This window comes from Bacillus sp. 7_6_55CFAA_CT2 (genome assembly GCF_000238655.1).
Lineage (GTDB): Bacteria > Bacillota > Bacilli > Bacillales > Bacillaceae_G > Bacillus_A > Bacillus_A cereus.
The window spans coordinates 204,857-225,378 of sequence record NZ_JH414711.1; the positions used below are offsets into that span (position 1 = coordinate 204,857).

A 20,522-nucleotide genomic window follows, 5' to 3' on the forward strand; every position below is an offset into this window, starting at 1 on the left:
GGAGGGACGAAGTATGAAGACATTTCCAGTCAGTATTGTAACTCCTGATGGACCGGTTTACGAAAAAGAAGTAGAAATGGTAAGTGTAAAAGCAGAGAGTGGGGAAATGGGGATTTTACCAGGTCACATTCCAACTGTTGCACCATTAAAAATTAGTGCAGTTCGTCTGAAAAATGGTGGACACACTGATTATGTAGCAGTAAGCGGTGGCTTTATCGAAGTTCGTCCAGATAAAGTGACTGTATTATCATCATCTGCTGAAGAAGCAAACCATATCGATATCCATCGTGCAAATGAAGCGAAGCGTCGCGCTGAGCAACGTCTGCAAGATAAACAAGCACATGTTGACTTTAAACGTGCAGAAATGGCATTACAACGTGCTGTGAACCGTTTGAACGTTTCCGATATGAAGTAAAAAAATCCGTAAGGGCTTTGCCTTTACGGATTTTTTTTTGTATTTTATGGATAATTTTACAAAACTGGTATAATTATATTGATGCTTGTATAAGTAGAAGTGTACAACAATTTATATTTCATAAAGGGGATGAATCAATGATTGGTGAAATGAAGCGAGAAGCATTGTACTCTTTAAAGGGAAAATGGGGACTAGGTGTTGGATCAACAATTTTATATTTTATTTTAAGTTATGTTGTTTCGATGGCTACAATGCTTATACTATTAATTCCAGGAATTATTATATTTCTCTTATTTGCTGGTTTAGTAGGTTCACTTGAAGGGCAAACAATATCAAATGGAGCAAGTGTTACATTCGGGATTTTTTATTGCATTATGATAATTTTGAGTAGTGCATCCTATGGGATTACATCATACGGTTATACAAATGTATTTTTACAGATTAGTAAACGAGAAGATGCTAAAGTAGATTACTTATTCGAAGGATTTCGTGGCTTTAAAAGAATGATGAAAACAATATGGGCAATGCTTGCAATTTTATTATATACAGGTACATGGATTCCGATATTGTTAGTAGCCTTATTTGCATTTTTTGGTGAAGAAGGAAATGCGTCGTTTGCTATTGCTATCTGTGTACTACTAGCTATTTCAATCGTTGGTATGATTGTGATGTATTTTTCTTATGCACTGACGTACTATGTGATGATTGAAAATCCAGAATATAGTGTTTCGCAGGCGATGAAGGAAAGTAAGAATCTTATGAAGGGTCATAAGTTAGATTTGTTTCTTTTATGGCTGAGCTTCATAGGATGGGCTATTTTAGCGCTTCTTACTTTTGGAATAGGATTTCTTTGGCTTAGTCCGTATATGAGTACGACGACAGCACACTTTTATCGCTATATTTCAAAAGGTGAATTTCAATAGGAACATGCTATACTAATAGAATTATTGTGTATAGGAGGCGAGGCTACGCATGATTAGTGATTTAAAAGGAGAAGCACTAGATTCATTAGAAGGAAAATGGGGATTAGCTGTTGGAGCTACACTACTCATTTCAATTCTTATCACGGCTTTTAGTTTTAGTGTTGATTGGGGATTTTCTGTGATTTTCGGTTGGCAAAAAACAAATGGTTCACTTTCAACGAATATTCTTACATTTTTTGTTACTGGACCGTTAACTTTAGGTGGATATTACCTTGGTTTAAATATCCTTCGTGAAAAGCAAGCTAGTATTGGTAATGTATTCATTTGGTTTTCAGAGGGAAAGAGATTTCTAAAATCATTTTTATTATATTTATTAGTAAATCTTTATCTTTTCTTATGGACGTTATTGTTCATTATTCCAGGTATTATTAAATCATTTTCTTATGCGATGACATACTTTATTATAAACGATCATCCTGAGTATTCACTGAACCAAGCTATTACAGAAAGTCGTCGTATGATGGATGGACATAAGATGGAGTATTTCATTTTATGTTTAAGTTTTATTGGCTGGTTTATATTAAGTTGTATTACGTTAGGGATTGGATTCTTATGGTTAATTCCATATTTCTATACGACATCTGCAGCTTTTTACGAAGAGATTGCAGAAGAATATTATGAGAAAAATATTTAGCACTAAAAAACCCCCGGTATGAATTATTTGTTCATACTGGGGGTTTTTTGTAGAAACTTTATAAACTGATTGCTAGTAAGTGGTTTACTGAAATAGTAACCTTGCATATATTTACAGTTATGTTTTTGCAGAAACTTAAGTTGTTTTTCGGTTTCAATTCCTTCGGCGACGACTGAAAGATTTAAAGTATTCGCGAGGGAAAGTATTGTAGAAACGATGGCTCGTTCTTCAGGACGATGATCAGCTAATTGTGTAAATTCTCTCGGTACTTTTAATGTGTCGATTGGAAAAATTGATAAATAAGCAAGAGAAGAGTATCCAGTACCGAAGTCATCAATGGAAGTTTGGATACCGTATTCTTTTAATTGCTTCAGTCTTAATAACGTTTCTTTCTCGTCAACCATTGCAATTCTTTCTGTTAACTCAAGTGTTACATATTTTGGATCGACTTGCACGTCGTTTAATATTTGTGAAATGCTTTCAATTAATTGATCTTGCCGGAACTCTTTTGCGGATAGATTAACACTTATTTTTAAATTTTGGTAGCCAAAGGTATGCCATATTTTTAATTGGAGACAAGCTTCTTGTAATACCCAATGTCCAAGTGGGACTACTTGTGGCGTCTCTTCTACAATTGGAATAAACTCACATGGTGAAATGTCACCTAATAGTGGGTGTTTCCAACGTATTAAAGCTTCAGCGCCGATAATTTTATTTGTTGTCGTATCAATTTGTGGTTGATAAACGAGATAAAATTCTTTGTTTACTAAAGCGATTGGCAAATCTTTTTCAATTCGAGCTTTTCGTTCCATTTTTTTATATAGTTCTTTCGTGTAAAGAGAGCTACCGTTTTTTCCTTTATTCTTTGCTTCGTACATGGCCATATCAGCATGCTGCAAAATGGATAGCGCATCTTCACCTGCTTCAGGATATATTGCAATTCCGATGCTCGGTGAGATTTGTAAATGTTGATTTTCGATTTCGAATGGCTCATTCATGGCCGTTACAATCCTATCAGCTATTTTTTGGACATCTGGCTTTTTTTTGTAATTCTCGATAAGGATTGTGAACTCATCCCCAGCTAGCCGCGCGAGTTTCATATTTGATGTTGCTATTCTTTCGAGCCTTTTTGCTACTGCGATGAGCAATAGGTCTCCTACTCGATGACCGAGGGTATCATTAATAACTTTAAAACGGTCTAGGTCGAGAAACATAACAGCAAAAGGCTTTTTCGATATTTTTGCTCGCGCAATTGCCTGTTCTAAATGTTGATGAAATGCACGTCGATTTGCAAGCTCTGTTAAAGTATCATGGTATGCTAGGAAATTAATTTGTTCTTGTTGTTGTTTGCTTTCCGTAATATCTTTAATCATTAAATAAACCCCAGAAATTTTCTCCTTTAAAAAGATCGGTACGGCGGTAACGTGCAAGTAGTAAATATCTCTGTTTTTATGGTACGCCCGTATTTCTAAAGAGATAGAATACCCCTTTTTCACGCGATGAAAGGCGTTAATCATTTCTTCTAAATCTTCTTCGTATATGAGTGAATAGTAAGGCTGGTTTAATAATTCATTCGTTTGATAACCGAGTAAAGTAGTACCAGCGTTATTTACTTTGAGAAAATTACCGTACAAATCTAATGTGAAGATTGGATCTGGATGATGCTCGTATAAAGATTTAAACATTTGTTGATTATGATAGAGTTCATTTTTCTGTTCTACTAAATCTTCTGTACGTAGTTTAATTTGTTTCTCGAGTTCTGAGTTGAATTGCATTTGAGCTAGCAATAAGATTTTATTTTGTTTTCGAACTAAACTATGACGTATGAGAACGAAAGAGAAAGTTATTATAAGTCCAATTACTATAATAGGCGCAAAAACGTATTCAACTAATATGAAAACAATAAGCATTACTACCGAAATATACGGTAATGATAATCGGATTGATTCACCAATTTTAGGTGTTAGTAGTACTTGTTCTTGTTTTTCAGGCTCTTTTGTATGGAGAATACAGGCGATTGCTACTAACACTAAGGTTACTTGATAGAAAGGAGTAACTGTAAACATAGAATACTCTGGTATGAAGTATTTTATATACGCATAAATCGCATCTGTAGTAGCATATAAAATTAAAGCACTGCCAAGAAGTGCACCGACCTTTTTAGGTAATAAGGATAGTGGTTTAAATAAAAGGTTGATTCCTATTAAGAGAAAGAGTAAATCAGCCATTGGATAGGTAAGTTGAACAAATATGTCGATATAGGATGTTGTAAAGATGTGAATAGTTCGTTCAATAAGTAAGTAGTAACTTAAAGTAAATTGGGCTGTAACGATAATACAAATATCACATAGCATAAAAAGTTTTTCTAATAAATCTCGGTTGTAAATGATTTCGTATAGAAAGGCAAACGTAATGCTAAATAAAAAAAGTAAGTAAAAAAAGTCAGATGGATCAACGAACGTATAGAAGTCTTTTACAATTAAACGCTGATAGGCAACGACTATATCGCCGATAAAATAAGAGAGAGCTCCAACAGATAATATGATCCAGAATAAACGAGATAGCCCTTCTTTCATGTTTGAAAAGTAAATTATATAACTACAAGCGATAATATCAATTAATAGGGTACTCGTTCCAATTAATAGCTGAAAAGGAAATGAGTATTCATATAGAAAAGGCATCGCTACATAGTGAAGCGTTATAGACAGCAATACAATGCTTATAAGAATACTTACATGTGTTTGTTTTTTCATTTATATCACCTACGGTTTCTTGAAAAGCATATATAAGTTTTATATTTATTTTGCACAATTATAGCAAGTTGTAAAGATAGATTTTAATAATTCTTGTTTCTGCCTCCCAACATATCGACATAGGAATTTGAAGTTTGCTATAATGATTAGAATAGTTGCATTATTTAGAAAAATTTAAAAATAATAATTACTGCAACTAGGACATATTGTTTACTATGTGAACTTGTTCTTAATTTAGGGGGGAGGGTTTCACAATGGCAAGTGTATATGAAAATAGTTATATGATCGTTTTGATTTTCTTGCTATTAGGTATATTGCTGCCGGTAGTGGCTCTTACATTAGGAAGGATGCTGCGCCCAAATAAACCAAGTGCAGCAAAGGCGACGACGTATGAGAGTGGAATTGAGCCTTTTCATGATGCAAATATTCGGTTTCATGCTCGTTATTATATTTTCGCTTTATTGTTTGTGATCTTTGATGTAGAAACTTTATTTTTATATCCTTGGGCTGTTGCGTATGACAAGCTAGGTTTATTTGCATTAATTGAAATGCTCATCTTTGTTGTAATGTTGCTAGTTGGATTAGCGTATGCTTGGAAAAAGAAGGTGTTACAATGGTTATAAATTTTGAGGAATTACATCCAAATGAGCGAGCAGAATTAGAACGAAATATCTTTTTTTCTACATTGGAACAGTTGAAAGGATGGGCGAGGAGCAATTCTTTATGGCCGATGACATTCGGACTGGCGTGCTGTGCAATTGAAATGATGGGAGTAGGCTCATCACATTATGATTTAGATCGATTTGGGTCATTTTTTCGAACTTCACCAAGGCAATCGGACGTCATGATTGTATCGGGAACGGTAACGAAGAAGATGGCTCCTATTGTTCGGCGCTTATATGATCAAATGCCCGAACCGAAATGGGTTATTGCGATGGGATCTTGTGCAACAGCAGGTGGTCCGTATGTAAATTCATATGCTGTTGTGAAAGGTGTAGACCAAATTGTACCAGTTGATGTGTATATTCCTGGTTGTCCCCCAAATCCAGCTGCTTTAATTTATGGAATTAATAAATTAAAAGAAAAAATTCGTTACGAAGCAAAGACCGGGAAGCAGGTGACGAATAAATGAGCAATCCAAATAAAGATTTAGAGGAGCTGAAAAAAGAAGCAGCTAGGCGTGCAAAAGAAGAAGCGAGAAAACGCCTTGTAGCGAAACACGAGGCGGAAATAAGTGAGCTTGAGGAAGAAGATCAAGAAAAAGAGAAAGCGCTACCAAAAAAAGATGATATTACTATAGAAGAAGCAAAACGACGTGCAGCAGCAGCTGCAAAAGCAAAAGCGGCGGCGTTAGCGAAGCAGAAAAGAGAAGGAACCGAAGAAGTGACGGAAGAAGAAAAAGCGAAAGCCAAGGCGAAGGCAGCAGCAGCTGCAAAAGCAAAAGTGGCAGCGTTAGCGAAGCAGAAAAGAGAAGGAACCGAAGAAGTGACGGAAGAAGAAAAAGCGAAAGCCAAGGCGAAGGCAGCAGCAGCTGCAAAAGCAAAAGCGGCGGCGTTAGCGAAGCAGAAAAGAGAAGGAATAGAAGAAGTAACGGAAGAAGAAAAAGCGAAAGCCAAGGCGAAGGCAGCAGCAGCGGCCAAGGCAAAAGCGGCAGCGTTAGCGAAGCAGAAAAGAGAAGGGACAGAAGAAGTAACGGAAGAAGAAAAAGCGAAAGCCAAGGCGAAGGCAGCAGCAGCTGCAAAAGCAAAAGCGGCAGCATTGGCGAAGCAGAAAAGAGAAGGAACCGAAGAAGTAACGGAAGAAGAAAAAGCGAAAGCCAAGGCGAAGGCGGTGGCAGCGGCCAAGGCAAAAGCGGCAGCATTGGCGAAGCAGAAAGCCTCGCAAGGTGATGGGGATTCGGGAGATGAAAAGGCAAAGGCAATTGCAGCGGCAAAAGCGAAAGCAGCAGCGGCTGCAAGAGCGAAGATAAAGGGGGCTGAAGGTAAGAAAGAGGATGAGCCGAAGCAGGAAGAACTGTCCGTAAATCAGCCGTATTTAAATCAGTATGTTGAGGCTATTAGGGAGAAGTTAGGAGAGGGTGCATTAGTAGATTCCTACATTAATAAACTGTCAAAGGATGTGCCAACTCTTGTGGTGGATCCCGAAAAATATTATGAAGTGATGGAGTCACTGCGATTCCATGAGGGACTTGCTTTTAATTATATGTCAGAGCTACATGCGACGGATTTTGTGACACATATGGAAGTGTATGTTCATTTGTTTTCATATGGCAAGAAACAATCGGTAGCGGTGAAGGTAAAGCTAGACCGGGAAGCACCGCAAGTCGAATCTGTGACAGCGCTTTGGAAGGGGGCCGACTGGCCGGAGCGAGAAGCATACGATTTGCTAGGCATTATATTTAAAGGGCATCCGAATTTAACACGTATTTTAATGCCAGAGGATTGGGTAGGATATCCGCTTAGAAAAGACTATGAACCGTATGATGTGGAGGTGTAGCTATGATCCGCACGGAAGAGATGCTTTTGAATGTAGGACCTCAGCATCCGAGTACACATGGTGTGTTCAGGCTCGTAATTAAAATTGACGGGGAAATTATTAAAGAAGCTACACCTGTTATTGGGTATTTACATCGCGGGACGGAAAAGATCGCTGAGAGCTTACAGTATACGCAAATTATCCCTTATACAGATCGAATGGACTATTTATCAGCCATGACGAATAATTACGTCATTTGCCATGCTGTAGAGACGATGATGGGGCTTGAAATTCCGGAGCGTGCCGAATACTTGCGAGTACTTGCGATGGAGCTAGGAAGAATTGCGAGCCATCTCGTTTGGTGGGGGACGAATCTTCTTGATATAGGAGCGGTAAGCCCGTTTTTGTACGCGTTTCGTGAACGAGAGATGATTATAAATTTATTAAATGAATTATGCGGGGCACGGCTTACTTTTAACTATATGAGAGTTGGCGGTGTGAAGTGGGATGCACCAGATGGTTGGATTGAAAAGGTGGAAGAGTTTGTTCCGTATATGAGAGAGCAATTGGCAGGTTATCATGATCTTGTTAGCGGTAATGAGATTTTCTTAAATCGTGTGAAAGGCGTTGGTATATATAGCGCGGAAGAAGCGATTTCGTATTCTTTAAGCGGAGCAAATTTGCGGTGCACTGGAGTAAACTGGGATCTTCGCAAAGATGAGCCGTATTCGATTTATGATCGTTTTGATTTTGATATTCCTGTTGGAAGCGTGGGAGATGCTTGGGATCGCTACGTTTGCCGAATGCAAGAAATCGAGGAGTCTTTAAAGATTGTTGAGCAAGCGGTTCAGCAGTTCCCGAAAGATGGAGCTGTGCTGGCAAAAGTACCGAAAATTATTAAGGCACCTAAGGGAGAAGCATTTGTACGTATCGAATCGCCACGCGGAGAGATTGGGTGTTATATCGCTAGTGACGGAAAGAAAGAGCCGTACCGTTTGAAGTTTCGTAGGCCATCTTTTTATAACTTGCAAATTTTACCGAAGTTATTGAAAGGTGAAAACATCGCTAATTTAATTACGATTTTAGGTGGAGTTGATATTGTACTTGGGGAGGTTGATGGCTAATGATTGAGACGCTCTTACAATCACCTTCAAGCTGGACGAATTTCTTCATTTTTTTCGGATTAGCGGTACTTCTACTATTTGCAGTCCTTGGCTTCGTTACATATGGAATCTTGGCAGAACGGAAAGTGATGGGGTTTATGCAAGGGCGGATTGGTCCAAACCAGGTTGGAGGCCGATTTGGTTTACTGCAAACGGTAGCTGATGTTTTAAAACTATTATTGAAAGAAGATAGTATTCCGAAAGCAGCAGATAAACCGCTGTTTATATTAGCACCTGTCATTGCATTTGCACCAGCATTTATGGTGCTTGCAGTTATCCCGTTCACTGATAAATTTCAATTTGCAGATATTGGAGTCGGGTTACTTTATTATATCGCTGTTTCCGGTATTACGACGATAGGTGTTGTAACTGGGGGATGGGCATCGAATAATAAATATTCCCTTTTAGGAGGGATGCGTGCGGCGGCGCAAATGATTTCTTATGAGATTCCGCTCGTAATGAGTGTAATTGGTATCGTTTTGCTAGCTGGTAGTCTGAATTTAAATGAGATTGTAGCGGCGCAGGAGAAGGTTTGGTACATTTTCGTACAGCCAATTGGCTTCGTCGTTTTCTTAATCGCAGCAGTTGCAGAGTTAAATAGAACGCCATTCGATTTGCCAGAAGCGGAGTCAGAACTTGTTTCTGGATATCATACGGAATACTCAGGTTTTCGCTGGGCGTTTTTCATGCTTTCAGAGTACGTATATTTCTTCGGGATGGCATCTTTAATTACAGTGCTCTTTTTAGGTGGATGGAATCCAGTTATGTTCCTTGGATTTATCCCAGGAGCTGTATGGTTTGCTTTGAAATTTAGCAGTGTAGTCTTTCTATTAATTTGGTTCCGCGTTACGTTTCCGCGTATAAGAGGTGACCAGTTAATGGAGTTTGGCTGGAAAGTATTATTGCCAATTGCACTTGCGAATATTTTCTTAACGGCATTGATTAAGGAGTTATTCTTCTAATCTATGAGGGGGGTGCCAGTAAGAGATGAAAGGACTATTTAAAGGATTAAAATATACATTAAGTAATTTGAGTAAGAAGAAGGTGACTTACGATTATCCGAATCAACCGTTGCCGTTGCCAGACCGTTTTCGTGGAATTCAAAAATTTTATCCGGAGAAATGTATTGTTTGTAATCAGTGCTCTAACATTTGTCCGACAGACTGTATTCAGTTAACAGGAAAGAAACATCCGGATCCTACGAAAAAAGGAAAAATTATCGACACGTATGATATTAATTTTGAAATTTGTATTCTTTGTGATTTATGTACAGAAGTTTGTCCGACAGAGGCAATTGTCATGACAAATAACTTTGAACTCGCGGAATATTCACGTGATGACTTATTTAAAAATTTGCAGTGGCTTGACGAAAACGACGAAAACGTCAGGAAGGAGAACAAGGCATGAATGGCGAGTTTGTAGCATTCTTTATACTATCCTTGTCTGCAATTATCGGCGGTGTTCTTATGTTGAACTTAACGAAAGTTATGCACATGATGCTAGCTCTCGTTCTGACATTTCTCAGCATTGCAGGTTTGTATTTTCTTTTATCAGCTGAATTTATAGGCGTTGCACAAATTTTACTTTACTCTGGTGCAATCACAATTATTATGATTTTCGGCATTATGTTAACGAAACATAACGCGGAAAATGAATCGCGTCTTACTCTTCGAAAATGGATTATCTTCTTTGCAGTTGTAGCATTTGGAGCGGTTATGTATTTCGCTGTTAATAATGTTGATTTTGCAAATGAAAGCACACAAGGAAGTTTACCTCTCCATGAAAACAACACACTTCAAATCGGTACGCTTCTCTATTCAAAATATATTATCCCATTTGAACTAACTTCAGTTATTTTACTTGTAGCACTCGTTGGCGCGATTGTACTTGCGAAAAAGGATGAGAAAGAGGAGGATTCCAATGAGTAGCGTTCCAGCTTCTGCATATTTAACACTTGCGATTATTTTGTTTTGCATCGGTCTATTTGGAGCTGTAACAAAGCGGAATACAGTAATCGTATTAGTTTGTATCGAATTAATGCTGAATGCTGCCAATTTAAACTTAGTGGCGTTTAGTAAATTAGGCTTATTTCCGAATTTAACAGGTCAAATTTTTTCACTGTTTACGATGGCTGTAGCGGCAGCGGAAGCGGCGGTAGGACTCGCTATTTTAATTGCTTTATATCGTAATCGTACAACAGTTCAGGTGGATGAAATGGATACGCTTAAAGGATAGCATTGTGACCGAAAAAGGGGGAAGGAAACAATGATCGATTATGCATGGCTCATACCGCTTTTCCCACTCGTTTCGTTTTTGTTACTTATTATATTCGGGAAGAAAATTAGAGAAGGAAGCAGCGTACTTAGTATTTTTTTCGTCTTTCTCTCCTTTATACTTGCGGTACTTGTGTTAATAGAAAGGTTTTCAGAAGCAAGCGTGAAGCATAAGTGGGTGTGGCTTAGAGCTGGAGATGTGGATATATCATTCGGCTTTGAGGTGACTGCATTAGGAGCTTTAATGTTATTTATCGTGACGCTTGTGAGTCTACTTGTACATGTGTATTCGAAAGGTTATATGAAAGGTGATGAACGATTACCAACCTTTTACGCATATTTAGGACTCTTTACATTTGCGATGTTAGGGCTTGTTATATCAACGAATTTATTACAGCTTTATATATTTTGGGAATTAGTTGGCCTTGGTTCATTTTTACTTATCGGTTTTTATTTCTTTAAAGAAGAAGCGAAGGCTGCTGCAAAAAAGGCTTTTATTATGACCCGTATTGGGGATGTTGGTTTATTTATCGGGATGATTTTAATTTTTTGGTACGCAGGTAGTTTTGAATATGACGCAATATTTAGGGCGATTTATACAGGGGATCTACCTCCTTACATGATTACAATAACAGCGATATTAATTTTTATCGGGGCGATGGGGAAATCAGGTCAGTTCCCGCTTCATACGTGGTTGCCAGATGCAATGGAAGGGCCAACGCCCGTTTCGGCACTTATTCACGCGGCGACGATGGTGGCAGCTGGCGTATATTTAGTAGCGACGATGTTCCCTCTATTTTCAGCAAGTACAGTGGCGATGCAGACAGTGGCAATCGTTGGAGCTTTCACTGCAATCTTTGCGGCCTCTATTGGTCTTGTGCAAACAGATATAAAGAGGGTGCTTGCTTATTCTACAGTTAGCCAGCTCGGGTATATGATGCTCGCGTTAGGTTCTGCCGGCTATGTAGCTGGTATATTCCATTTAACGACACACGCTTTTTTTAAAGCACTACTATTTTTGGCAGCAGGAAGTGTAATTCATGCTGTGCATACGCAAAACATTAATAAAATGGGCGGTTTACAGAAGAAGATGAAAGTAACTGGTACGCTATTTTTAATAGGTACCCTTGCCATTAGCGGTGTTCCGCTGCTTTCCGGTTTTTTCAGCAAAGATGAAATTTTAGCGGCGACGTGGATGAATGGCAATTACGTTTTATTTACTTTAGCAGTAATTGCGGCGTTTTTAACAGCATTTTATATGTTCCGCCTTTACTTTCTTGTCTTTACTGGAGAAACGAAGACGAAGGAAGAAGTGCATGAATCGCCTCGCGTTATGACGTATCCAATGATTGTTCTCGGCGTTCTTGCGGTAGTGGCAGGATATATAAATACACCATGGTTTGGGACATTTCTCGGAGATTGGTTGACGAAAGATGTAGGGTTTAAGGTTGAAGAAGCGCATGGACCAGTTTGGATTATGATTGTTGCGACACTCGTTTCATTTGCGGGAATCGCTCTTGCATATTTCATATATGGCAAGAAATCAATTTCTAGAGATTGGGCTGGGGGTACGGAAACATCTCTTTATAATCTTTTGAAAGAAAAATATTATGTGGATGAACTATACAACATGACGGTGATCCCTATTACGAAAGGAATCGCTCATGTGCTTCGCTTATTTGAAGTGTATGTAGTCGAAGGAATTGCAGTTTTAATTTCAAGTGTAGTTAAAGGCACAAGTAATCTTGGATCGAAACTTCAAAACGGGAATGTACAAGTGTACGGTACTGTAACGGCGGTTTCGCTCGCTGTACTCGTCATTATTTTGCTCTATACGGGAGGGGATTTACGATGAATGATTTGTTGTTAACGTTCTTCATTTTTTCCCCGCTTTTAGGAATTTTATTGCTTGTATTAACACCAAAAAAGGAATTGCGTACAGTGCGGGCGCTTGGCTTATTTGGGACGGCACTTCCATTTGGAATCGCTATCGTCATCGCTTGTACATATGCTTCTGGAAAGAGTTTGTCACTATTTGATGAAAAGGTGAAATGGATTAAGTTCGGAGATTTTACAGCGGTAGATAAAAGGTGGTTTTCTATTTATTACGAGCTCGGTATTGATGGTTTGTCGCTTGTTATGATGGTGCTGACGGCTCTTCTAGCGATGCTCGCAGCAATTGCAGCCTTTTCTATTAAAAGAAATTTAAAAGCATTTTATATGCTGTTACTCATGCTAGAAATAGGGATGCTCGGCGTCTTTGCTGCTCAAAATCTAATGTTGTTTTTTATCTTCTTTGAAATTACATTGCCACCAATGTTCTTATTGATTGGGAAGTGGGGGAAATTATCGAGCGAAAAGGCTGCGTATAGTTATTTAATATATAACGGTATTGGATCAGCTATTTTGCTCGTTGTTTTCTCAATTTTGTTCGCGAAAACAGGTACAACAAATATTGTGGAGCTGAAAGAGATATTAAGAAGCGTAAGTGCAGAAGGAGAACTCATCATCCCAAGTAGCTTGCAGCTTAGTGTATTTATTTCCATAATGATTGCCTTTGCAATTAAACTACCTGTTTTTCCGTTGCACCGTTGGATGGTCAATGTGCACATAGAAGCGCATCCAGCTGTAGTTATGCTTCATGCTGGTGTTTTGCTAAAGATTGGAGCGTACGGTATTATTCGCTTCGGAAAAGGGCTATTCCCGGAATATTTTCACGATGTTGCAACGCTAATTGCGATATTAGGTGTAATTAATTTATTGTACGGTGCCTTTTTAGCGCTCATCCAAACGGACTTTAGGAAAGTACTGGCTTACTCTAGTATTTCGCATATGGGAATTGTGTTAATGGGACTTGCGTCACTTAATGCACCGGGTACACAAGGGGCGTTATTCCAGGTTGTATCGCACGGTTTAATTGCAGCCTTACTGTTTTTCTTACTCGGTGTTATAGAACAACGTTTCGGAACATCAGAAATTACAGCGCTTGGTGGACTCGCAAAAAGTGTCCCAGTACTTAGCGGCTTCTTCTTAGCAGGAGGAATGGCATCGCTTGGATTACCAGGGATGTCTGGGTTTGTTAGTGAATTTCTTGCCTTTCTCGGTTTATTTCAAGGAGAGCCCGTCATTGCTGCAGTCGGTGTGATTGGCATCATTTTAACCGCTGTATATGTATTAAGGGCGACACTTCAAGTGACATTCGGAAAGAAAGAGTGGGAAGCAAAATCTGATATACATGGATGGGAGTATGTCCCTGTTTTACTACTTATCTTTTGTATTATTGCAATTGGAGTTATGCCAGAGATACTAGGGGATCCGCTTCAAAATACATTGAAAACATTGGGGGTGAAGTAGGATGGATATGAATACGTTACTTAGCTTATCGTGGCATCTAATGGTGCCAGAATTTATTATTCTCGGGGCCGCCATCCTTCTGTCCATATGTGATTTGTTTTTTAAGCTGAACCATAGATATGTAGCTCTTGGTGCGATCGCTGCCATCGTATTAGCAATTGTGTCATTAATTACGCTATATAGCGAACCAGCTGGAGATATTTTAAATGGATCGTTTGTGTTAGATGGATTTTCAAAAGGGTTTAAAACATTGCTATTAGGTGCCTCAGCTCTCATTTTATGCACCGCAATGAGCGATGATAAGAAGAATCCAATTGAAGATAAGGGTGAATATTATTACTTATTTTTAATGGCACTTCTTGGTGCGATGTTCATGGCTTCTAGTGTTGATTTCATTACCCTTTTCGTTGGTTTGGAGTTACTTTCACTTTCTTCCTATATTTTAGTAGGAATACGAAAAAAGAGCCGTGCATCAAATGAAGCGGCAATGAAATACGTCATTAGCGGAGGAATTGGAACAGCGATTACGCTCTTCGGAATGAGTTATTTATACGGTATTACAGGTTCAACTAACATTATAGATATGCAAAAGGTACTCACTGGGGAGCTCGCTAGTGGTATTCAGTTATTGTTAGCTCTCGCATTTCTTTTATTGCTAGTCGGTCTCTCATTTAAAATTGCCACAGTGCCGTTTCATATGTGGGCACCTGATGTGTATGAAGGAGCGGCTACACCAGTTACTGCTTTTCTTGGAACGATTTCTAAAATTGCTGGGTTCCTGCTCATTATTCGTTTGTTCCTTATGGTTTTTGCAAGTGTATTAATACAAGGAGATATGCAATCTTTATATGGGCATATGAGTATATATATTGCGGTGCTAGCAAGTATTACGATGATTGTTGGGAATGTAGTCGCGTTAAAACAATACAATATAAAGCGTTTATTTGCTTATTCGGGCATTGCTCATGCAGGGTATTTACTCGTTCCACTTGTGGCATTATCACCATTTACGATGGATAGCATGTGGTTTTATATGCTGGCATACATGCTTATGAATATAGGTGCATTTGCTATCATCCACGGCTTAATCTTACAAAATGATGAGGAAAATATAACGATTTTCACAGGTTTATATAAAAGGTCACCATTTGCAGCGATTATGATGACAATCTTTATTTTATCGCTGGCTGGGATACCAGGAACGGCTGGCTTCATTGGAAAGATTAACATCTTTTTAGGCGCGCTTCATGTAGAGCCAGCACATTACGTACTAGCTTCGATTATGATGGGTACGACAGTTGTTTCATTCGTATATTATTTCCGTATTTTACAACAAATGTTTTTCCGCACAGGAGAGACAGAAGAGAGGATACGGTTACCGTTAAATATAAAGGTTGTTATGAGTCTTTGTGCAATTTCGATTGTAATACTAGGGATTATGCCGATGATTGGGTACAATTTCTTTTATGAATATTTTCCATTAATGAAAGATTTCTTCTTCTTAGGGAACGTGGTACAATAGTGAAAATAAAAGGTGTGGAGTCAGTACTCTGCGCTTTTTATTTTGTGTTAACTTGTAATGTAGATATACGTTTTTGGAAAGAAAATCACGATGTAAAATGTAAGATGTCTATGTGCATTTGAAAAAGTGTAGCTCCTACTTATTATGGTATCGTTTTTATATTCTTTCATAAGTAGTAGCTGAGTAAAAAGGGGTCGATTTTTTGGCACAACTTTTAGGGCAACAAGCACTGATTGCCATTGTTTCGCATTTATTGTTTATTACCATTACGTGGTGGGCCTTACAAGGCATTCACATTGAGCGTTTAATGAAGTCCGGAAAAGTGCTGCAGACGCGAGTATTACTCATCTTAATTACAATTGCAATTGGGACATCTGTAAGTAACTTTTTCCTTGATTATTTAGGCTATTCGAAGAGTTTAACGTATTTAGTAAAGTAAGTGTATAGAACCTCAAATCTCCGTTAACAATGGGGATAGGAGGGGATGAAATTGAAGCTTAAAGCCATTCTTATTGTTGCACTTAGTGTTGTTTTATTTTTGGTTGGATATAGAGAGATGAAACCGATAAGCGATGAACAGAAAATGGAGAGCATGATCAAGGCTTTAGAGAAAAATGATGCTAAAGTAGAAAAATGGTCATGGTTAGCGAGAGAAACAAAAACAATTTCTAACATACATACGTTTCAAAAGTTGTTAAACGATGTGAAGGAAAAGGCAAATATTCAAAAGTGGGAAGTAGAGCAATCTCCAGATGGATATAAAGCTACATCCTATAAAAAGCTTTCTTCTTATGAAGAACGAGTAGTAGTAACTTGGAGTAAAGAAAATACTAAAGAAAACACTTTCATTATCTTTGAAGTAAGTGGGGCGAAATGGGACCCGAAGTATGTTCAAAACATGAATAAAATTTTTAGTGAAAAACCTATAATTTACACTTGTGTTCAAGGTGTACTGAATGATAAGATTGAAGGTGTTTTGCAAAATAAAACCAATCAGGTTTTGAAAGATCTTTCAGCAAGAGCGATCGAACAAGTAGAAGAAAGAGCATTTGTGTCAGTCTCCGCATACAATAAAAAGTGGGATGACGCTCTTTCAACAAATAGAGAGAAAATAAATGTGCAAATAGCAATACGTTCTACAGACAACAAAGATACAATTGTGGTTGGCACACCGATCATAACTTCTGAGTATTGAGTGAATAGATACTGAAAAAAGGACACGGAGGGGAATAATTTGGAAAAGATCATCGTCCGTGGCGGAAAGCGGTTAAACGGCACAGTGCGTGTTGAGGGCGCAAAAAATGCTGTATTACCTATAATCGCTGCAGCCCTATTAGCGAGTGATGGAAAGAATGTACTATCTGAAGTACCAGTTTTGTCTGATGTATACACAATTAATGAGGTATTACGTCATTTAAATGCTGAAGTCGTATTTGAAAATAATCAAGTAACAATCGATTCTTCTAAAGAACTAAACATTGAAGCACCATTTGAATATGTACGTAAAATGCGTGCATCTGTTCAAGTAATGGGACCATTATTAGCACGTAACGGTCGTGCTCGTATTGCACTTCCTGGTGGATGTGCAATTGGTTCACGTCCAATTGACCAACATTTAAAAGGCTTCGAAGCAATGGGAGCAAAAGTACAGGTTGGTAACGGTTTTGTTGAGGCATATGTTGAGGGAGAACTAAAAGGAGCTAAAATCTACTTAGACTTCCCAAGCGTAGGCGCGACAGAAAACATTATGTCTGCAGCTACATTAGCAAAAGGGACAACAATTCTTGAAAACGCAGCGAAAGAACCAGAAATCGTTGACTTAGCTAACTTCTTAAATGCGATGGGAGCAAAAGTACGCGGAGCTGGAACTGGAACGATTCGTATCGAAGGCGTTGATAAATTATATGGTGCAAACCACTCTATTATTCCTGACCGTATTGAAGCGGGAACATTCATGGTTGCAGCAGCAATTACTGGTGGAGACATCTTAATTGAAAATGCTGTACCTGAACATTTACGCTCAATTACAGCGAAAATGGAAGAAATGGGTGTTAAAATTATTGAGGAAAACGAAGGTGTACGTGTTATCGGCCCAGATAAGTTAAAAGCGGTTGATATTAAAACTATGCCTCACCCAGGTTTCCCAACAGACATGCAATCACAAATGATGGCATTATTACTACAAGCTGATGGAACAAGCATGATTACAGAAACGGTATTCGAAAACCGCTTTATGCACGTTGAAGAATTCCGTCGTATGAATGCTGATATTAAAATTGAAGGTCGTTCTGTTATTATGAACGGTCCAAACAGCTTACAAGGTGCTGAAGTAGCAGCAACTGACTTACGTGCTGCAGCTGCATTAATCTTAGCTGGTTTAGTATCAGAAGGTTATACTCGTGTAACTGAGTTAAAACATCTTGACCGTGGCTATGTAAACTTCCATAAGAAATTAGCTGCATTAGGTGCAACTATTGAACGTGTAAACGAAAAAGTAGAAGAAGTGAAAGAACAAGAAGTTTCTGATCTTCACGCTTAATTGAAATAGTCTCTATGTCTTTTGACATAGGGGCTATTTTTTTGGGTTATTACTGTTATAGTCAATAAATTCTGTACTTATGCACGTACCAGTAAAAATATTTAGAAAATTTCTGTTTTATACTCTTCCCCTTAAGTATGTTCTAAAAGAAAGAGTTGTTCCATAAGAATGAATGGAGTAAAGCTTTTATATTGGGGGAAAATAGGATGAAATTTTCAAAGCCACTTTTTATTACAGTAGCGCTCTTAATAGCGCTCGTTATCATTGTACCTGCAGCCCTTGTTATTCCATTTGCGAAAGCGAAAGTAGGGGAAGAAACGGCCTCTAAAACTCCTCCAGCGATAGAAAGTATACCAGCTCCAGGAAAAGTAGATACAGCTGTTCAAGTTGCTGTATATCGCGAAAAACAGAAGAAGGTAGAAACATTACCAGTGGAGGAGTATGTGACAGGTGTAGTAGCTTCTGAGATGAATGCCAGTTTTGAAATAGAGGCACTAAAGGCGCAGGCATTAGCAGCGAGAACATTTGTAGTACAACGTATGCTAAGCGGAGGAAAGAAAAATAATGCGGACGTGACAGATACGGTGAAAGATCAAGTGTACAAAAGCAAAGATGAATTGAAGAAGCAATGGGGTAATAACTACGAAAATAATTTGAAGAAAATCGAAGAAGCCGTTTCGAAAACAGCAGGACAAGTTTTAACGTATGATGGAAAACCAATTTCAGCATCCTTCTTTTCAACGAGTAATGGCCGAACAGAAAATGCAGCTGACTATTGGGGAAATGATTATCCGTACTTGAAAAGTGTAGATAGTCCGTGGGATCAAGCCTCTCCAAAGTTTACGAGCGAGCAAACATTTACAGTAGCTGATTTTCAAAAACGTCTCGGTGTGAAAGTGCTAGCAGACGGGAAGGTTGGAAATATTAAAGACCTTACGGAAGGAAAGCGCGTAAAGGATGTAGCTTTTCAAGGAAAAACATTAACAGGAAAAGAAGTTCGTGAAAAGTTAGATTTACGTTCTTCTGATTTCACGTGGAAACAACAAGGAGATAAAATCATCGTTACGACGAAAGGCTTCGGTCACGGCGTTGGTATGAGTCAATACGGGGCGAACGGCATGGCAGCGGAAGGAAAGAAATATACAGATATCGTCGCTCATTACTATAAAGGCGTTGAAATAAAGACGATGAATGATTATGAAGGAAAACTGATGGTGAAGAAATAGGTGTCAGAACTCTGGCGCCTATTTTTTTTATGTAAAATAGAATAATTTTCCATTAATTGTTTGATATAATAGGATAAAAAGGCATTTGGGGGAGATGAAATGGCGTTACTAGAGTTGAAACAGTTAGGGAAGGCGAACCAGTTACCGGAAATTGAGCTAAAGGTTGAAAAAGGACAATGTATTGTTTTGCAATGCAATAATCATACAGCTAAAGTGTTACACCGTATTATTATTGGTGAAGAAGAAGCTTCAACTGGCAACGTACTGTTTGAAGGGGAAGCAATTGGAAAGAAAAATTATTCCCGCATCGGTTTTTGTTTTTTGAAAGACGAGGCATATGATCGTTTGAAGGTGAAGGAATACTTTAATTTTTTTATGGGGCTTTATGAATCGAATATGAGTACGGAAGAAGTTGTACAATATGTCGGTCTCTTAGATAAGTTAAACGTTAAAATAGAAAAACTATCATTTTCAGAGAAGCGTCGTCTTCATATTGGACGAATGATGATTCATAATCCGGATTTAATCATTTTGGAAGAACCGGAGCAAAATGTCGATATAGAGAGTACGGTTATTATTCGAAAAGCGATTATGAAAATGAAAGAGCAAGGAAAGGCAATCTTTATTACGTCATCATTTCTATCAGATGCCCTTTCGTTAACAGAGGACGTATACATATTAAACAACGATGGTGTGAAAAAGATAGAAATTGAGCAAGAGGAAGTGGAAGAAGTCGGTGAAGAAAAAGTCATTCAAATGATTCCGCAAATGAAGTTAGAAAGAATACCTGCGAAAGTAAACGATAAAATCATTTTACTTGATCCGATGGAAATCCATTTCATTGAAACACAAAACGGAGTAACGCATATTCACGTTCGTGAAGGCGATTTCGTATGTGCATTAACATTAAGTGAACTAGAAGCGAGATTAACAGGTTTTGGTTTCTTTAGATGTCATCGCTCTTACCTTGTAAATTTACAAAGAGTACGAGAAGTGATTACATGGACTCGTAACAGTTTCAGTTTAATTTTAGACGACGAAAGAAAAAGTTCAATCCCGCTTTCAAAAGGACGAATGGATGAATTAAAAGGTGTTATTGGACTATAAAAGTGCTCCAATAAGCTCAACATGCGATTCATTCACCGGTAAAAATACTCCTTTTACCGGTATTTTACTGCGTAATCC

General features: G+C 38.2%; 20 protein-coding genes. 19 read left to right on the top strand and 1 reads right to left on the bottom strand.

Going from position 1 to position 20,522, the window contains the following annotated elements:
- Positions 1-13: 13 nt before the first annotated feature.
- The 3 genes from atpC to HMPREF1014_RS21650 all read left to right on the top strand — a co-directional run bounded on the left by atpC (position 14) and on the right by HMPREF1014_RS21650 (position 2,032).
- Positions 14-415 carry a F0F1 ATP synthase subunit epsilon gene (gene atpC / locus HMPREF1014_RS21640; protein WP_000847211.1) on the top strand — a complete coding sequence of 134 codons (402 nt, stop codon included), beginning with the start codon at positions 14-16 and terminating at the stop codon, positions 413-415.
- 137 nt (positions 416-552) lie between these two features.
- Entirely contained in the window at positions 553-1,338 is a 786-nt protein-coding gene (locus HMPREF1014_RS21645) for a DUF975 family protein (protein ID WP_000578836.1), read from the top strand.
- Positions 1,339-1,387: 49 nt separating this feature from the next.
- A complete protein-coding gene (locus tag HMPREF1014_RS21650) occupies positions 1,388-2,032 on the top strand; it encodes a DUF975 family protein (RefSeq protein WP_000622470.1) in 645 nt (214 codons plus the stop codon).
- A gap of 23 nt (positions 2,033-2,055) precedes the next feature.
- Here HMPREF1014_RS21650 and HMPREF1014_RS21655 read toward each other — a convergent pair whose 3' ends face one another.
- Positions 2,056-4,785: a putative bifunctional diguanylate cyclase/phosphodiesterase gene (locus HMPREF1014_RS21655; protein WP_000744998.1), complete on the bottom strand. Its 2,730-nt coding sequence runs from the start codon at positions 4,783-4,785 to the stop codon at positions 2,056-2,058.
- A 254-nt stretch (positions 4,786-5,039) separates the two neighbouring features.
- Here HMPREF1014_RS21655 and nuoA point away from each other — a divergent pair, with 254 nt between their 5' ends.
- From nuoA to HMPREF1014_RS21735, 16 genes are all read left to right on the top strand, one after another.
- On the top strand, positions 5,040-5,408 hold the full coding sequence (gene nuoA, locus HMPREF1014_RS21660) for an NADH-quinone oxidoreductase subunit NuoA (protein ID WP_000179273.1): 369 nt from the start codon (positions 5,040-5,042) through the stop codon (positions 5,406-5,408).
- The gene (gene nuoB, locus HMPREF1014_RS21665; RefSeq protein WP_000236331.1) at positions 5,399-5,917 is read left to right on the top strand and encodes an NADH-quinone oxidoreductase subunit NuoB; all 519 of its coding nucleotides are present in this window, start codon (positions 5,399-5,401) and stop codon (positions 5,915-5,917) included. The genes nuoA and nuoB overlap by 10 nt, the downstream gene beginning before the upstream one ends.
- Positions 5,914-7,281: an NADH-quinone oxidoreductase subunit C gene (locus HMPREF1014_RS21670; RefSeq protein WP_009327432.1), complete on the top strand. Its 1,368-nt coding sequence runs from the start codon at positions 5,914-5,916 to the stop codon at positions 7,279-7,281. Before nuoB ends, HMPREF1014_RS21670 begins: the two co-directional genes overlap by 4 nt.
- A 2-nt stretch (positions 7,282-7,283) precedes the next feature.
- The gene (gene nuoD / locus HMPREF1014_RS21675; RefSeq protein WP_000621434.1) at positions 7,284-8,384 is read left to right on the top strand and encodes an NADH-quinone oxidoreductase subunit NuoD; all 1,101 of its coding nucleotides are present in this window, start codon (positions 7,284-7,286) and stop codon (positions 8,382-8,384) included.
- Entirely contained in the window at positions 8,384-9,385 is a 1,002-nt protein-coding gene (gene nuoH, locus HMPREF1014_RS21680; protein ID WP_000573426.1) for an NADH-quinone oxidoreductase subunit NuoH, read from the top strand. Before nuoD ends, nuoH begins: the two co-directional genes overlap by 1 nt.
- 25 nt (positions 9,386-9,410) lie before the next feature.
- Positions 9,411-9,830: an NADH-quinone oxidoreductase subunit NuoI gene (gene nuoI, locus HMPREF1014_RS21685; protein ID WP_000677191.1), complete on the top strand. Its 420-nt coding sequence runs from the start codon at positions 9,411-9,413 to the stop codon at positions 9,828-9,830.
- Positions 9,827-10,351, top strand: a complete 525-nt coding sequence (locus tag HMPREF1014_RS21690) for an NADH-quinone oxidoreductase subunit J (protein WP_001012814.1) — start codon at positions 9,827-9,829, stop codon at positions 10,349-10,351. The genes nuoI and HMPREF1014_RS21690 overlap by 4 nt, the downstream gene beginning before the upstream one ends.
- Complete coding sequence (nuoK, locus tag HMPREF1014_RS21695) at positions 10,344-10,658, top strand: NADH-quinone oxidoreductase subunit NuoK (protein ID WP_000100086.1); 315 nt, start codon at positions 10,344-10,346, stop codon at positions 10,656-10,658. The genes HMPREF1014_RS21690 and nuoK overlap by 8 nt, the downstream gene beginning before the upstream one ends.
- A gap of 30 nt (positions 10,659-10,688) precedes the next feature.
- Positions 10,689-12,551 carry an NADH-quinone oxidoreductase subunit L gene (gene nuoL, locus HMPREF1014_RS21700; protein WP_000568225.1) on the top strand — a complete coding sequence of 621 codons (1,863 nt, stop codon included), beginning with the start codon at positions 10,689-10,691 and terminating at the stop codon, positions 12,549-12,551.
- Positions 12,548-14,050 carry an NADH-quinone oxidoreductase subunit M gene (locus tag HMPREF1014_RS21705; protein ID WP_000998923.1) on the top strand — a complete coding sequence of 501 codons (1,503 nt, stop codon included), beginning with the start codon at positions 12,548-12,550 and terminating at the stop codon, positions 14,048-14,050. Before nuoL ends, HMPREF1014_RS21705 begins: the two co-directional genes overlap by 4 nt.
- 7 nt (positions 14,051-14,057) lie before the next feature.
- Positions 14,058-15,572: an NADH-quinone oxidoreductase subunit NuoN gene (gene nuoN, locus HMPREF1014_RS21710; protein WP_009327433.1), complete on the top strand. Its 1,515-nt coding sequence runs from the start codon at positions 14,058-14,060 to the stop codon at positions 15,570-15,572.
- Between the two features lie 202 nt (positions 15,573-15,774).
- Positions 15,775-16,011 (top strand): DUF1146 family protein, encoded by a 237-nt coding sequence (locus tag HMPREF1014_RS21715; protein ID WP_000057889.1) that lies wholly within the window; start codon positions 15,775-15,777, stop codon positions 16,009-16,011.
- A 51-nt stretch (positions 16,012-16,062) separates the two neighbouring features.
- A complete protein-coding gene (locus HMPREF1014_RS21720) occupies positions 16,063-16,767 on the top strand; it encodes a YwmB family TATA-box binding protein (protein ID WP_000767916.1) in 705 nt (234 codons plus the stop codon).
- Between the two features lie 39 nt (positions 16,768-16,806).
- Complete coding sequence (murA, locus tag HMPREF1014_RS21725) at positions 16,807-18,111, top strand: UDP-N-acetylglucosamine 1-carboxyvinyltransferase (RefSeq protein ID WP_000411274.1); 1,305 nt, start codon at positions 16,807-16,809, stop codon at positions 18,109-18,111.
- A 206-nt stretch (positions 18,112-18,317) separates the two neighbouring features.
- The gene (gene spoIID / locus HMPREF1014_RS21730) at positions 18,318-19,337 is read left to right on the top strand and encodes a stage II sporulation protein D (RefSeq protein WP_000672663.1); all 1,020 of its coding nucleotides are present in this window, start codon (positions 18,318-18,320) and stop codon (positions 19,335-19,337) included.
- A 99-nt stretch (positions 19,338-19,436) separates the two neighbouring features.
- The gene (locus HMPREF1014_RS21735) at positions 19,437-20,444 is read left to right on the top strand and encodes a LytTR family transcriptional regulator DNA-binding domain-containing protein (protein ID WP_001185917.1); all 1,008 of its coding nucleotides are present in this window, start codon (positions 19,437-19,439) and stop codon (positions 20,442-20,444) included.
- Positions 20,445-20,522 lie beyond the last annotated feature (78 nt).